This is a genomic window from Nocardiopsis sp. LDBS0036 (assembly GCF_041228755.1).
GTDB lineage: Bacteria > Actinomycetota > Actinomycetes > Streptosporangiales > Streptosporangiaceae > Nocardiopsis > Nocardiopsis dassonvillei.
This window is the reverse complement of record NZ_CP141103.1, coordinates 1,537,446-1,550,212: the sequence shown is the minus strand read 5'-3', so window position 1 is coordinate 1,550,212 and position 12,767 is coordinate 1,537,446. Positions and strand designations below refer to the sequence as shown.

Annotated in this window: 10 protein-coding genes; 6 read left to right on the top strand and 4 right to left on the bottom strand. The window is 73.0% G+C overall.

Features of this window, described 5'->3' with window-relative positions:
* Positions 1–117 precede the first annotated feature (117 nt).
* On the top strand, positions 118–504 hold the full coding sequence (locus tag UIS43_RS06480) for a hypothetical protein (RefSeq protein WP_013153599.1): 387 nt from the start codon (positions 118–120) through the stop codon (positions 502–504).
* 117 nt (positions 505–621) lie between these two features.
* Positions 622–984 carry a GntR family transcriptional regulator gene (locus tag UIS43_RS06475; protein ID WP_013153598.1) on the top strand — a complete coding sequence of 121 codons (363 nt, stop codon included), beginning with the start codon at positions 622–624 and terminating at the stop codon, positions 982–984.
* A 34-nt stretch (positions 985–1,018) separates the two neighbouring features.
* Here UIS43_RS06475 and UIS43_RS06470 read toward each other — a convergent pair whose 3' ends face one another.
* The 4 genes from UIS43_RS06470 to UIS43_RS06455 form a co-directional block, all read right to left on the bottom strand.
* Positions 1,019–2,266: an Nramp family divalent metal transporter gene (locus UIS43_RS06470; protein ID WP_358454641.1), complete on the bottom strand. Its 1,248-nt coding sequence runs from the start codon at positions 2,264–2,266 to the stop codon at positions 1,019–1,021.
* Between the two features lie 143 nt (positions 2,267–2,409).
* The gene (locus tag UIS43_RS06465) at positions 2,410–2,769 is read right to left on the bottom strand and encodes a hypothetical protein (protein ID WP_013153596.1); all 360 of its coding nucleotides are present in this window, start codon (positions 2,767–2,769) and stop codon (positions 2,410–2,412) included.
* A 146-nt stretch (positions 2,770–2,915) separates the two neighbouring features.
* Entirely contained in the window at positions 2,916–4,322 is a 1,407-nt protein-coding gene (locus UIS43_RS06460; RefSeq protein ID WP_013153595.1) for a sigma-70 family RNA polymerase sigma factor, read from the bottom strand.
* A 682-nt stretch (positions 4,323–5,004) separates the two neighbouring features.
* Complete coding sequence (locus UIS43_RS06455; RefSeq protein ID WP_232238470.1) at positions 5,005–6,261, bottom strand: AMP-binding protein; 1,257 nt, start codon at positions 6,259–6,261, stop codon at positions 5,005–5,007.
* A 195-nt stretch (positions 6,262–6,456) separates the two neighbouring features.
* Between UIS43_RS06455 and menB the strand changes: the two genes are divergently transcribed.
* The 4 genes from menB (at position 6,457) to UIS43_RS06435 (ending at position 12,684) form a co-directional block, all read left to right on the top strand.
* The gene (gene menB / locus UIS43_RS06450) at positions 6,457–7,296 is read left to right on the top strand and encodes a 1,4-dihydroxy-2-naphthoyl-CoA synthase (protein ID WP_013153593.1); all 840 of its coding nucleotides are present in this window, start codon (positions 6,457–6,459) and stop codon (positions 7,294–7,296) included.
* Entirely contained in the window at positions 7,293–8,276 is a 984-nt protein-coding gene (locus UIS43_RS06445; RefSeq protein ID WP_013153592.1) for an o-succinylbenzoate synthase, read from the top strand. The genes menB and UIS43_RS06445 overlap by 4 nt, the downstream gene beginning before the upstream one ends.
* A 184-nt stretch (positions 8,277–8,460) precedes the next feature.
* Positions 8,461–10,149 carry a 2-succinyl-5-enolpyruvyl-6-hydroxy-3-cyclohexene-1-carboxylic-acid synthase gene (menD, locus tag UIS43_RS06440; protein ID WP_013153591.1) on the top strand — a complete coding sequence of 563 codons (1,689 nt, stop codon included), beginning with the start codon at positions 8,461–8,463 and terminating at the stop codon, positions 10,147–10,149.
* Between the two features lie 510 nt (positions 10,150–10,659).
* The gene (locus tag UIS43_RS06435) at positions 10,660–12,684 is read left to right on the top strand and encodes a PhoX family phosphatase (RefSeq protein ID WP_358454647.1); all 2,025 of its coding nucleotides are present in this window, start codon (positions 10,660–10,662) and stop codon (positions 12,682–12,684) included.
* Positions 12,685–12,767: the final 83 nt, after the last annotated feature.

Genomic DNA, 12,767 nt, shown 5'->3' with positions numbered 1-12,767 from the left:
AAAGGTGGCAGATCGCGGGCGGCGCGGCCACCACGACGCGCGGCCCGGCTCGCCAGATGATATGGGTCACCTCTAGAGTGGCCCCGTCCGACGTTACGCGTGGTCTGGAGCACACACATGGGACTTGCCAAGCAGAGCACGGCTCAGGCGCGGGAGAGCCTGGCCTCCGACCAGGAGCGCGCGGAGCGCCTGCCCGAACTCCTGCGTGCGGTGGCCGAGGCACAGGAGGCGCTGGAGCGGGCCCGCACCCAGAACGCGCCCGTGGAGGAGCTGAACCAGCGGGGCGTGGATCTGGACACGGCGCTGACCGAGGCGATGCGCGCCGCCTACGCCCGCGAGCGCGTCCTGGTGGGGGCCAAGGGGTACGAGGACCGGATCTACCGGCGCAAGCGGCTGGCCCGCCCGCAGGTGCGCGAGGCCACCCGGATCGCCGAGCGGCTGCTCACCGCCCGGGAGACCCACCGCCTGCACGGGATCCAGCGGGTTCCGCTCCAAGCGGTCTGACACCGGCGGACCCGGCCCGCAACCTGGGGTCGGTGCACGCACGGTAACTTGGTGTCCGGTCCGGTTCGGTCCGCGGCCGGACACCGCGGCAGGCGACGATGGGGAGCGCAGTGGCACATGGCGGATTTCATCCGTGTCGATCCGACGTCGAGGGTCCCGCCCTACGAGCAGATCAGGTCGATCGTGGCCATCGCGGTCGCCAACGGTGAACTCCCGGTGGGCTACCGGCTGCCCACGGTGCGCGCGCTGGCGGGTCAGCTGTCGGTGGCGGTGAACACCGTGGCCCGCGCCTACCGCGAGCTGGAACAGGCCGGTGTGGTCGAGACACGCGGCCGTTCGGGGACGTTCGTCGCGGCGGGCGGCGACGACCAGCGCGCCGAGGCACTGGCCGCCGCCCGGGCCTACGCCGAGGTGATCTCCCGGGTGGGGCTGGACCACGACGAGGCGGTGGAGATCCTGCGCGCGGCGCTGCGGGGCTGACACCGCCCCGCGCGCCGCCGCGCCTCCCGGAGGTTCAGGCCCCGGTGACGATCCCGTAGAGCTCGTAGACGCACAGCACCACGAACAGCGATCCGGCCAGGGCCAGGCCCGTGTTGCTCACCCAGCCGTTGCGCCACTCGCGCGGGGTGCGCGAGGAGTTGAGCAGCCACATCAGGGTGAAGGCCAGGAACGGCATGAAGAAGGCGCCCAGCACCCCGTAGGCGATGACCAGCTGGAAGGGCTTGCCGATCAGCAGGAGCAGCATCGGCGGGAAGGTCAGCCAGAGCACGTAGCCGCGGAAGGCCCAGCTCTTCTGGTTCTCCCCCGGGTCGGTGTTGGTCCTGCCCCGCAGGTGGTTGACGAAGTCGGCGAACAGCAGGCTCACGCCGTTCCACACGCCGATGATGGAGGAGTAGGCGGCGGCGAAGAAGCCGATGAGGAAGGCCGTCGCCACGAACCCGCCGAAGCGCTCGCGCAGGACGTCGCCCAGCTGGATCAGGCCCTGGTCGCTCTCCTGGAGCGTGATGCCGCTCGCGTAGAGCAGCTCGGCGCCCACGATGAGCATCGCCACGACGAAGATGCCGGTGGTGATGTAGGCGACGCGGTTGTCCAGCCGCATCATCCGCATCCAGGAGGAGTCCCGCCAGCCCTTGGAGTTGACCCAGTAGCCGTAGGCCGCCATGGTGATGGTGCCGCCGACGCCGCCGACCAGGCCCATGGTGTAGAACACCGAGCCCTCGGGGAGCATCGGGACCAGGCCCCGCAGGGTCTGTCCGATGTCGGGGACGACGTAGACGGCCAGGCCGACCACGGTGACGAACATGACGCCCACGAGCACCGTCATGATCTTCTCGAACACCGCGTAGCGGTTGAACCAGACGATCACCAGGCCGGAGACCCCGGCCAGGACGGCCCACACCTCCAGCGGCACGCCCGGCATCAGCGCGGCCAGGGGCAGGGCCGTGGCCGACATGGCGCTGGCGCCGTAGACGAAGCCCCAGATCACGATGTAGGGCGCGAAGTAGACGGTGGTCCACTTACCCAGGCTGCTCCAGCCGGCGAAGATGGTGGTCCCCGTGGCCAGGTGCCAGCGCCCGGTGGCCTCGGCCAGGGAGATCTTGACCAGGCAGCCGACGATGGTGGCCCACAGCAGGGCGTAGCCGAACTGGTTGCCCGCGATGAGTGTGGCGACCATGTCGCCCGCGCCCACGCCGGTGGCCGCGACGACGATGCCCGGACCGATCTGTTTCCACGTCGTCCTGCGTTGCTCGATGGCTGCCATCGTGTCCTTCCCCCTGGTGGGACCGGTCTGGTCCGTGGTGGGCACGACTGTAGGGCTTCGGACACAAGGTGCATACGGGCAGATAAGCGGCGGAGGCGTTCCGTGGCGGAATCGATATGTTCCAGGTCACGTCCGGCGGCCGGTCAGCGGCGCAGGCCCACGACCGAGACGACGTAGAACAGGATCAGCCCGAGCCAGACCAGCGGCAGCGCGGCCGGGCTGCCCACGGCCGCGGTGATCGCGGAGACCGGGATGCTCACGCCCAGGCACACCAGGGAGAGCACGAAGCGCACGGTGTTGGAGGGCAGGCCCGCCTTGGCCGGTTCCGTGCGCGCCTGCGCGGCCATGTGGTGGCGCACGCGCGCCTCGACGGTGCCGTCGATGCGTTCGACCAGGGAGGCCGCCACGGCCTCGTCGTACTCGGGGCCGAGTTCACGGCTGGCGCGGAGCGCGGCGGCGATCTCGTCGCTGTGGCGCTGGGGGTGATCGGTCATGGCCACCATCGTCGCACCGGGGCGTCCGCGGCGTGCCGGGACGAGCGCGATACCGGGGACGAACCAGGGTTCGCCCTGAGGGTTTCGGACACGGCTCGGGGCCGCCCCCCGTTTGGGGAGCGGCCCCGTGTCGCCTTTCGGTCCGGCCCCGCAGACTAGCTGGCGAAGTCCAGCAGCTGCTGGGCGCGGCTGGGGTGGCGCAGCTTGGACAGCGACTGCTTCTCCAGCTGGCGGATGCGCTCGCGGGTCAGCCCCAGGTGCTTGCCGATCTCGTCCAGGGTGCGCGGACGGCCGTCCATGAGGCCGAAGCGCAGGGACATGATGGTGGCCTCGCGCGGCTCCAGGTCCGACAGCGCGTTGCGCAGCTGGTCGGCCATGAGCTGGCGGTCCACCACCTCGGAGGCCTCCGAGGCGTCCACGTCCTCGATCAGGTCGCCGATGCGGGTCTCGCCGTCCTCGCCGATCGTGGAGTCCAGGCTGATGGGCTGGCGGGTGACCCGCAGCAGCTCCTCGATCTGGGCCGGGGTCTTGTCCAGCTCCAGGCCCAGCTCCTCCGGCGTGGGCTCGCGGCCCAGCGCCTGGTGCATGTCGCGCTCCAGGCGGCTGACCTTGCTCAGCAGCTCCAGGACGTGCACGGGCAGGCGGATGGTGCGCGCGGAGTCGGCGAAACCGCGCTGGATGGCCTGGCGGATCCACCACATGGCGTAGGTGGAGAACTTGAAGCCCTTGGTGTAGTCGAACTTCTCCACGGCGCGGATCAGGCCGAGGTTGCCCTCCTGGACCACGTCGAGCAGCGACATCCCCCGGTCGCTGTACTTCTTGGCCACCGACACCACCAGGCGCAGGTTGGCCTCCAGCATGTGGGACTTGGCCTTGCGGCCGTCCTCGGCCACCCACTCCAGCTCCTCGACCTCGGCCTCGGCCAGCGGGGCGGAGCCGTCCACCTCGCCGTGCAGGCCGAGCCGGTACTCGGCGTAGAGCCCGGCCTCGACCCGCTTGGCCAGGTCGACCTCCTGCTCCGCGGTGAGGAGCTGGCGTCGGCCGATGGCCTTGAGGTAGGTGTGGACCGAGTCGCCCATGGCGGGGGACTGGTCGTCGAGGTCGGCCTCGCCGGTCTCCGCGTCGGTGGTGGTCTGGGCGGGCTCGGCCTTCTTGACGCGCCGTGTGGAGCGGGTCTTCCTCCGGGGGGAGGGGCCCTTGCGCGGCGCGGTCTTGCCTTCGGCCCTGGGTGCCTCGTCGGTGTCGGGCACCGTGGCGATGAGAGTGTCTTCCAGCACGTCGTCCTCGGCGTCGGGATCGGCCACCGGTGCGGAGTCGTCGCCCCCGTTGGCGAGCCTGACCCCGTTCTCGGTGAGTTCACGCAGGATGGAACGGCCGTCGCCGGTGGAGACGGCGGCCGCGGTGAAAGCGGCACGCAGTTCGGAGAGGGACAGGTGCCCCTGGGCGCGTCCGCGGTCGAGCAGGTCGGTCAGGACCGCGTCGGCGGACGCGTCGTCGCTGCGAGCGGTGTCAGCGGGGGCTCCGGCGGTGGGTGCCGGAGCGGCTGGGGCAGTGCTCGTCATCGGGGCACCTCCCTCCCTTCCAAGACGTGTGGCACGCGGCGGACGGTTCCCGCCGGCTGGACGCGCCAATATGTCCAACGTGTTGGGGAGTCAAATGTTCCCTGTCTCGATTGGATATCAGCCGAAGTGGCGTAGATCACTGCGACGGAAGTGGCCAAACGCTGTAGGGAGCGGGTAAAGGAGTGTGCCCGGAATCGCTGCGGGCGGGGAAGGGGGGCCGGTTGGGGGGAGAGCGCAGGGGCACGAACGTGTGGGCCGAGGGCTGTCACCAACTGCGGACCTCCTTGGGAGAGGGGCCGAGGGGCCGGATTACTCAGGTAGACGTCGGAAGGTCCGGGGAAGTTCCCCGCCTTTTGTCCGACACGTCCGTGACCGGCCGCTCCGCGCGGAGCGGCCGGACCGCCCGACCCCGGGCCGTCACTGCTGTTCGACGGGCACCGACGTGGTGGGGCGCGGCACCCGACGCGCCCCAGGGTCCCACGGGTGGAAGGCGCGCCGGTACACGCGCCCGGACCACGGGGCGCCGGTGGCGGCGCCGGAGAGGGCGCGGGGGTCCGCGCCGGTGCGGCTCTCGCGGCCGGTGCCGCGGACCGCGCCCGGACGCCCGCCTCCGCACGGACGGGCGTCGGCCGGAAACGCCAGGGTCCTCAGCGGCGGTGCCTTGCGTGGGCGCTTCCGCGCCTCAGCCGCGCGGGCCGCGCAGGGCCACCAGGTCGGGCTTGCCCGAGGCCAGCATCGGCAGGGAGGCGCGCACCTCCAGCTCGCGGGGAGCGGCGTAGGCGGGCAGGCGCTCGCGCACCCACGAGCGCAACTGCTCCAGGGAGGGCGGCGCGTCGGGGTCGGCGGGCACCACGACGGCGCTCACCCGCTCGCCCCACTCGGGGTCGGGTCGGCCCACCACCACCGAGTCGGCCACCGCGGGGTGCTCCAGCAGCCGGGCGTTGACCTGCCCCGGCACCACCTTGTGGCCACCGGTGTTGACCACCTCGTCCACGCGTCCGAGCACGCTCAGGCGCCCGTCCCCGTCCAGACGGCCCAGGTCGTTGGTGCGCAGCCACCGCGTCCCGTCGGCGTCGGTGACCAGGGCGCCCGGATCGGCGCGGACCCCGGGCGCCAGGCGGTAGCCGCTCAGCAGCACCGGCCCCGACAGCAGGATCCGCCCGGCCCCGTCGGCCGAGGGGGACTCCACCCGCACCCGTACCCCGTCCAGCGCGACGCCGTCGTAGACGCACCCGCCGCAGGTCTCGCTCATGCCGTACGTGGTGACCACCCGGCCCCCGGCCCCGCGGGCCTCCCGCAGCAGGGCGGGGTCGGCGGCGGCGCCGCCGAGCAGGATGGTCCCGAACACCGACAGGTCGGTCCCGGCGGCCAGCAGGCGCCGCAGCTGGGTGGGCACCAGGGACACGTGCGGTCGCGATCCGCGCGCGAGCCCGACCACCGTCCGCACCGAGAAGGCCGCGTGCTCGATCCGGCCGCCCGTGGCCAGGGCGCGCATGATCACCTGGATGCCGGAGATGTGCCCGGCGGGCAGCACGCACAGCCACGCGTCGCCGGGGGCGGCGCCGATCCGCGCCACCGAGGCCCGCGCGGAGGAGCGCAGCGCGGCGGCGGACAGCTCCACGCCCTTGGGCGCGCCGGTGGAGCCCGAGGTGGTGATGACCAGGGCGGTGTCCCCGCCCGCCGGGCGGGCGCCGTCCAGCGCGGCGACCCCGTCCGGGGTGCGCAGGGAGGCCGGGCGCATGGCGGCCAGGAGTTCGTCCACGCGCGCGTCGGGGGTCCCGTCGGGGATCGGCAGCAGGGCGGGGCCGTGCCCGTCCAGGGCCCGGGCCAACAGGTCGCCCAGGCGCTCCGGCGCCAGTCCGCGCACCGCCTGGAGGGGGCGCCCCTCCAGGTCACGGGGGTGCGTTCCGCCTGCCTCGACCTGTCTCTCGCGTGCCACGACGGCAAGGGTACGCCCGTGTCCGGAGCACCCGCCCCGGGGGTCGGATCCGGCGCCGGGCGGCGGACACGGGCGCAAGGAGCACCGCCCTGCCCGCGCGTCCCGCTCGCCTGGCACAATGCGTAGGGTTGTCGCGTGGACGTGGTGACACGTCCGCGCCGTCCACAGTGTCCCCGTTGAGGAGAAGCAGTAGCCGTGAGCAGCGTGATCGACTGGCAGCGGTCGGGCGAGTATTCCGACATCATCTACGAGACCGCGGAGGGCATCGCCAAGATCACGATCAACCGCCCCGAGCGCCACAACGCCTTCCGGCCCCAGACGCTGTTCGAGCTCCAGGACGCCTTCAACCTCGCCCGCGACGACTCCTCGGTCGGCGTGATCATCTTCACCGGCGCCGGCGACCAGGCGTTCTGCTCCGGCGGCGACCAGAAGATCCGCGGCGAGGACGGCTACATGGGCGACGACGCCGTGGCCCGCCAGGGCATCGGCCGCCTCAACGTGCTCGACCTCCAGGTGCAGATCCGCCGCCTGCCCAAGCCCGTCATCGCCATGGTCGCCGGCTGGTCCATCGGCGGCGGCAACGTGCTCCAGGTCTGCTGCGACCTGACCATCGCCGCGGACAACGCCAAGTTCGGCCAGACCGGCCCCAAGGTCGGCTCCTTCGACGGCGGCTACGGCTCCTGGCTGCTCGCCGAGACCGTCGGCCTGAAGAAGGCCCGCGAGATCTGGTACCTGTGCCGCCAGTACAGCGCGCAGGAGGCCCTGGACATGGGCATGATCAACACGGTCGTGCCGCTGGAGGACCTGGAGAAGGAGACCGTGGCCTGGGCCCGGGAGATGCTGGAGAAGTCCCCGCTGGCGCTGCGCATGCTCAAGGGCGCCATCAACGCCGTCAGCGACGGCGCGGCCGGGATGCAGCAGTTCGCCGGTGACGCCACGATGCTCTACTACATGAGCGAGGAGGCCCAGGAGGGCCGCGACGCCTTCAAGGAGAAGCGCAGCCCGGAGTTCGACAAGTTCCCGCGTCGTCCGTGACCGCTGCCGAACCCGACCCGGCGGGCACGCCCGCCGGGGGACGCGCCTTCGCGGTCGGCCTGCGCAACCGCTTCCGCGGCATCACCGTCCGCGAGGGCATGCTCGTGCGCGGGCCCGCCGGATGGGGGGAGTTCTCCCCCTTCGCCGAGTACGGCCCGCGCGAGTGCGCCCGCTGGTGGGCCGCCTGTGAGGAGGCCGCCCACCACGGCTGGCCCGCGCCCGTCCGCGACCGCGTGCCGGTCAACGTGACCGTGCCCGCCGTGGACCCCGAGCGGGCCCACGCGATCGTCGCCGCGGGCGGCTGCGCCACCGCCAAGGTCAAGGTGGCCGAACGCGGCCAGGACCCCGCCGAGGACCTGGCCCGCGTCGAGGCGGTCCGCGACGCCCTGGGCCCCTCGGGGCTGGTGCGGGTGGACGCCAACGGCGCCTGGGACGTCGACACCGCCGTGCGGATGGTGCGCGAACTGGACCGCTTCGGCCTGGAGTACGTCGAGCAGCCGTGTGCCACCCTGGACGAGCTGGCCGCCGTGCGCCGCCGGGTGTCGGTCCCCGTGGCCGCCGACGAGTCCGTCCGCAGGGCCGAGGACCCGCTGCGGGTGCGCGCCGCCGGCGCCGCCGACATCGTGGTCCTCAAGGTGCAGCCGCTGGGCGGGGTGCGCGCCGCGCTGCGCGTGGCCGAGGCGTGCGGGCTGCCGGTGGTGGTCTCCAGCGCCGTGGAGACCTCGGTGGGCCTGGCGGCGGGGGTGGCCCTGGCGGCCGCGCTGCCGGAGCTGCCCCACGCGTGCGGCCTGGCCACCATGCAGATGCTGACCGCCGACGTCACCGCCGACCCCCTGCTGCCCGAGAACGGGTTCCTGCCCGTGCGCCCGGTGACGGTGGACGAGGCGAGCCTGCGCGCGGTGGAGGTCGACCCCGCCGCCTGGCGGGCCCGCGCCGAGGCCGCGCGGTCGGCCGCCGACGAGGTCCCCGGCGCCGGATGACCGCGCCGTGACCGGCGTTGATGTTACGCCTGGGGCGCACGGTGACAGGGGGCCGGATGTCCGGTTGGCGTGTGTGGGGGGTAACAGCCGTGTTCGTCCTCCGCGGGCCCCGGGTGGGGGTTGACTGTAGGGGCCGGGTCCACATGGTGATACTGGGTACACCTTGAGACGATCGAGAGAGTTGATGAATCCGTCCACCGCCCTGGCGCGTGTCCTGGTCGACGAGCTGGCCCGCTGCGGCCTGGCCGAGGCCGTCGTCGCGCCGGGGTCGCGCTCGACGCCGCTCGCCCTGGCCCTGGTCGCCCACCCCGGAATCCGGGTGCACGTGCGCATCGACGAGCGCTCGGCCTCCTTCCTCGCCCTCGGTCTGGCCCGCGTCTCGCGCCGCCCGGTCGCGGTGGTGTGCACCTCCGGCACGGCCGCGGCCAACTTCCACCCGGCGGTGATGGAGGCGGACGAGAGCGGGGTGCCGCTGCTGGTGCTCACCGCCGACCGGCCCCCGGAGCTGCGCGGGACCGGCGCCAACCAGACGGTGGACCAGATCGGCCTGTACGGCGGCGCGGTCCGCCTGTTCGCCGAGGTCGGCACCCCCGACCCGGTGCCCGGCATGGTCGCCTACTGGCGGTCGCTGGCCTGCCGCGCGTGGGGCTCGGCGCTGGGCGGACGCCCCGGTCCGGTCCACCTCAACGTGGCCTTCCGCGACCCGCTGACCCCCGACGCCGACACGGGCGCGTGGCCCGAGCCCCTGGAGGGGCGCGACGGCGGCCGGGCGTGGATCGGCCGCCCGGGGCCGCTGACCGAACCCGCGCCGTTCGCCCTGCCCGACGTCGAGCGCGGTGTGATCGTGTGCGGCGACGGGGACTACGACCCGGTGCCGTTCCTGGCGCTGGCCGAGGCGACCGGGTGGCCCCTGCTGGCCGAACCGACCTCCAACGCCCGCCGGGCGGGCGCGCTGTCCACCTACCGGCACTTGCTGGCCTCGCCGCGCGTGGTCGCGCGGCCGGCGCCGGAGCTGGTGGTGAGCGTGGGCCGCCCCAACCTGTCCCGGCAGATCCTGGCCTACCTGCGCCGGGCCGAACGGCACGTGGTGGTCGGCGCGGGCGCGCTCGACGCCTTCTCCGACCCGGTGCGCACCGCCACCGACGTGGTGGCCGCGGTCGCGCCGCCCGCCGGTCTGGACCCCGGCTCCCCGCGGAGCACCGAGTGGTCGCGGACCTGGTCGGAGGCGGAGGCGGTGGCCCGCGCCGCCCTGGACGCGGTGCTGGACGAGGAGGAGGTGCTCAGCGAGCCGCGGCTGGCCCGCGACCTGGTCGCGCACATGTCCACCGGTTCGCTGCTGTTCGCCGGTTCGAGCATGCCCATCCGCGACCTGGACGCCACCATGCGGGCGCGCTGCGGCGTGCGCCTGGTGGGCAACCGGGGCGTCAGCGGGATCGACGGGTCGGTCTCCACGGCCATCGGCGCGGCGCTGGCCCACCAGGCCGGGGGCGGGGGGCACGCCTACGCGCTGCTGGGCGACCTCGCGATGCTGCACGACCAGAACGGGCTGCTGATCGGCCCGGGGGAGCCTCGCCCGGACCTGGCGATCGTCGTGGTCAACAACGACGGCGGCGGGATCTTCTCCGGTCTGGAGCAGGCCGGGCACCCCGACTTCGAGCGGGTGTTCGGCACCCCGCACGGGGCGTCGATGGAACGGGTGGCGGCGGTGGCCGACGTGCCCTACACCCGCCTGGAGTGGGCGACCGACCTGCCCAAGGCGCTGCTGGGCGAGGGGCCGCGCCTGATCGAGGTGTGCACGCACCGCGCGGGCAGCGCCGCGCTGCGCCGCCGGATCCAGGCCGCGGTGGACGCCGCGGTGGACGGGGCGCTCTGAGCGCACGCCCCTGACCGAAGCGGGCGGGGACCACCATGCGGGCCGGGGCCGTCCACCGGGGCGCCGGGCGTCGTACCCGTCCCCCTTTTCGACCCCTCGCCCGTCCCGATGTCGGCATGCCCTAAACCCCTTCGATCGGCAACCGTTTTCCCGTCTCCGCTCCTCCCCGGCCCCGCGCCGCACCGCTGCGCCCGGCGCCGAATCACGGGAGGGCCGATAACTCCGGGGACGGTTACGGGCGTGTCATGTGGATTCGGCGGGTACGGTGCGCCATGATCACGACCGGAACCCGACGATGCGTGGCCCTCCGGATTCCCAGCGTGACCTACCAGGGCATGCGCCGGAGTTGTAGGCGCGTTCATCTTGGTTTCACCTGCGCGTTTGGAATTTCGGCCAAGGTCGAGAGCGTCCGGGGGAGCACCCCGCCGGACCAGGAGACAATCCGCGCGCCCCGGTCAGACCCCGCACCGACGGAGCGCGTGGGAGCAGCACGATCCCCAAGGAGAAGGTGTGCCCGAATCCGCGCCCCGCCGCCGCCAGCTGCCGTTGATCGGCCAGGTCGGTGGCGGTCGTTCCCGTGCGACATGCAGACTGCGCTGCGGCGACGCCTGTTTCCACCCGGCTCCCAACACCAGCGACAACCCCTACTTCGGGGACATCTTCGCCAAGGCGCTCTCCCGCCGCTCCGTCATCCAGGCCGGTGCCGTGAGCGCCGGAGCGGGCGCGCTCGGACTCGCCGCGCTCAGCCCGGCCTCGGCCGACCGTCGCGGCCCCGACCGCCCCCACCCCTCGCCGCGGCCCACCTTCACCAGCGTCCAGCCCAACAACGACGACAAGATCACCATCCCCCGGGGCTACGACCAGCACGTCATCATCCGCTGGGGCGAGCCGGTCCTGCCCGGCGCTCCCGAGTTCGACGTGTACGACCAGACCGCCGAGGCGCAGGCCCAGCAGTTCGGCTACAACTGCGACTACGTCGGCTTCCACCAGCTCGACGACGACCACGCCCTGCTGTGGGTCAACCACGAGTACACCAACGAGGAACTCATGTTCCCGGGGTACGCCGGGGGCGACGCCGCCACCGAGGAGCAGGTCCGCATCGCCATGGCCGCCCACGGCGGTTCCATCGTCGAGCTCCAGCGCGAGGGCCGCACCGGCAAGTGGGTGCTCTCCACGGGCGAGCGCTCCTTCAACCGCCGCATCACCGCCGACACCCCCATGCGCCTCACCGGCCCCGCCGCCGGGCACGACCTGCTCAAGACGGCGGAGGACCCCACCGGCACCCTGGTCAGGGGCATGCTCAACAACTGCGCGGGCGGCATGACCCCGTGGGGCACCTTCCTCACCGCCGAGGAGAACTTCAACCAGTACTTCGCCAACGGCTCCGGGTCCGCCGAGACCAGGCGCTACGGCGTCGGCACCGGTGCCACGGGACGCCGCTGGGAGCGTTTCGAGGAGCGCTTCGACCTCTCCAAGCACCCCAACGAGATCAACCGCTTCGGCTACATCGTCGAGGTCGACCCGCTCGACCCCGGGTCCGAGCCGCTCAAGCGCACCATGCTCGGCCGCTTCAAGCACGAGGGCGCCACCACCCGCCTGGCCGACGACGGCCGGGTCGTGGCCTACATGGGCGACGACGAGCGCTTCGACTACATGTACAAGTTCGTCAGCGCCAAGAAGTACGTCGAGGGCTCCCGGCGCCACAACCTCTCCCTGCTGGACACCGGCACGCTGTACGTGGCGCGCCTGTCCGGCAACAGCCCCGCCGAGGAGTTCGACGGCTCCGGCGCGCTGCCCGCCGACGGCGAGTTCGACGGTTCCGGCGAGTGGGTCGCGCTGTGCACCGACACCGAGAGCTTCGTCCCCGGCTTCAGCGTCGCCGAGGTGCTCATCCACACCCGTCTGGCCGCCGACGCCGTGGGCCCCACCAAGATGGACCGCCCCGAGGACTTCGAGCCCAGCCCGGTCACCGGCAAGGTCTACTGCGCGCTGACCAACAACTCCGCCCGCGAGCCCGGCCAGGCCGACGAGCCCAACCCGCGCGGCCCCAACCGGCACGGCCACGTCCTGGAGATCGTGGAGTCCGGCAACGACGCGGCCGCCACCACCTTCGCCTGGAACGTGCCGCTGGTGTGCGGCGACCCCGAGGACGACGACACCTACTACGCGGGCTTCGACAAGTCCAAGGTCATGCCGATCTCCGCGCCGGACAACCTGACCTTCGACAAGGACGGCAACCTGTGGATCTCCACGGACGGCCAGCCGGGCGCCCTGGGGATCAACGACGGCCTGCACGTCATGCCGGTCGAGGGCCGCTTCCGAGGTGAGCTGAAGACCTTCGCCACCGTCCCGGTCGGCGCGGAGGCCTGCGGCCCCTTCGTCACCAAGGACAGCAAGACGGTGTTCCTGGCCCCCCAGCACCCCGGTGACGGCGGCAGCTTCGAGGCTCCCACCAGCACCTGGCCCGACGGCGAGTTCCCGCGCCCGTCCGTGGTGTGCATCTGGCACACCGCGGGCCGCGAGGTCGGCAGGTAGCCCGGCCGCCCTCCCGCCGGTAGGGACGACGACCACCGGCCCCGGCTTCCATCGTGGGGGCTGCCGGGGCCGGTTCCTCGTGT

What these genes read in the sequence shown, in the direction of transcription:
- menD (WP_013153591.1), top strand. Translation starts at nt 8,461, where the DNA reads ATGAATCCGTCCACCGCCCTGGCGCGTGTCCTGGTCGACGAGCTGGCC.
- UIS43_RS06475 (WP_013153598.1), top strand. Translation starts at nt 622, where the DNA reads ATGGCGGATTTCATCCGTGTCGATCCGACGTCGAGGGTCCCGCCCTAC.
- UIS43_RS06460 (WP_013153595.1), bottom strand. Translation starts at nt 4,322, where the DNA reads ATGACGAGCACTGCCCCAGCCGCTCCGGCACCCACCGCCGGAGCCCCC.
- UIS43_RS06470 (WP_358454641.1), bottom strand. Translation starts at nt 2,266, where the DNA reads ATGGCAGCCATCGAGCAACGCAGGACGACGTGGAAACAGATCGGTCCG.
- UIS43_RS06480 (WP_013153599.1), top strand. Translation starts at nt 118, where the DNA reads ATGGGACTTGCCAAGCAGAGCACGGCTCAGGCGCGGGAGAGCCTGGCC.
- UIS43_RS06465 (WP_013153596.1), bottom strand. Translation starts at nt 2,769, where the DNA reads ATGGTGGCCATGACCGATCACCCCCAGCGCCACAGCGACGAGATCGCC.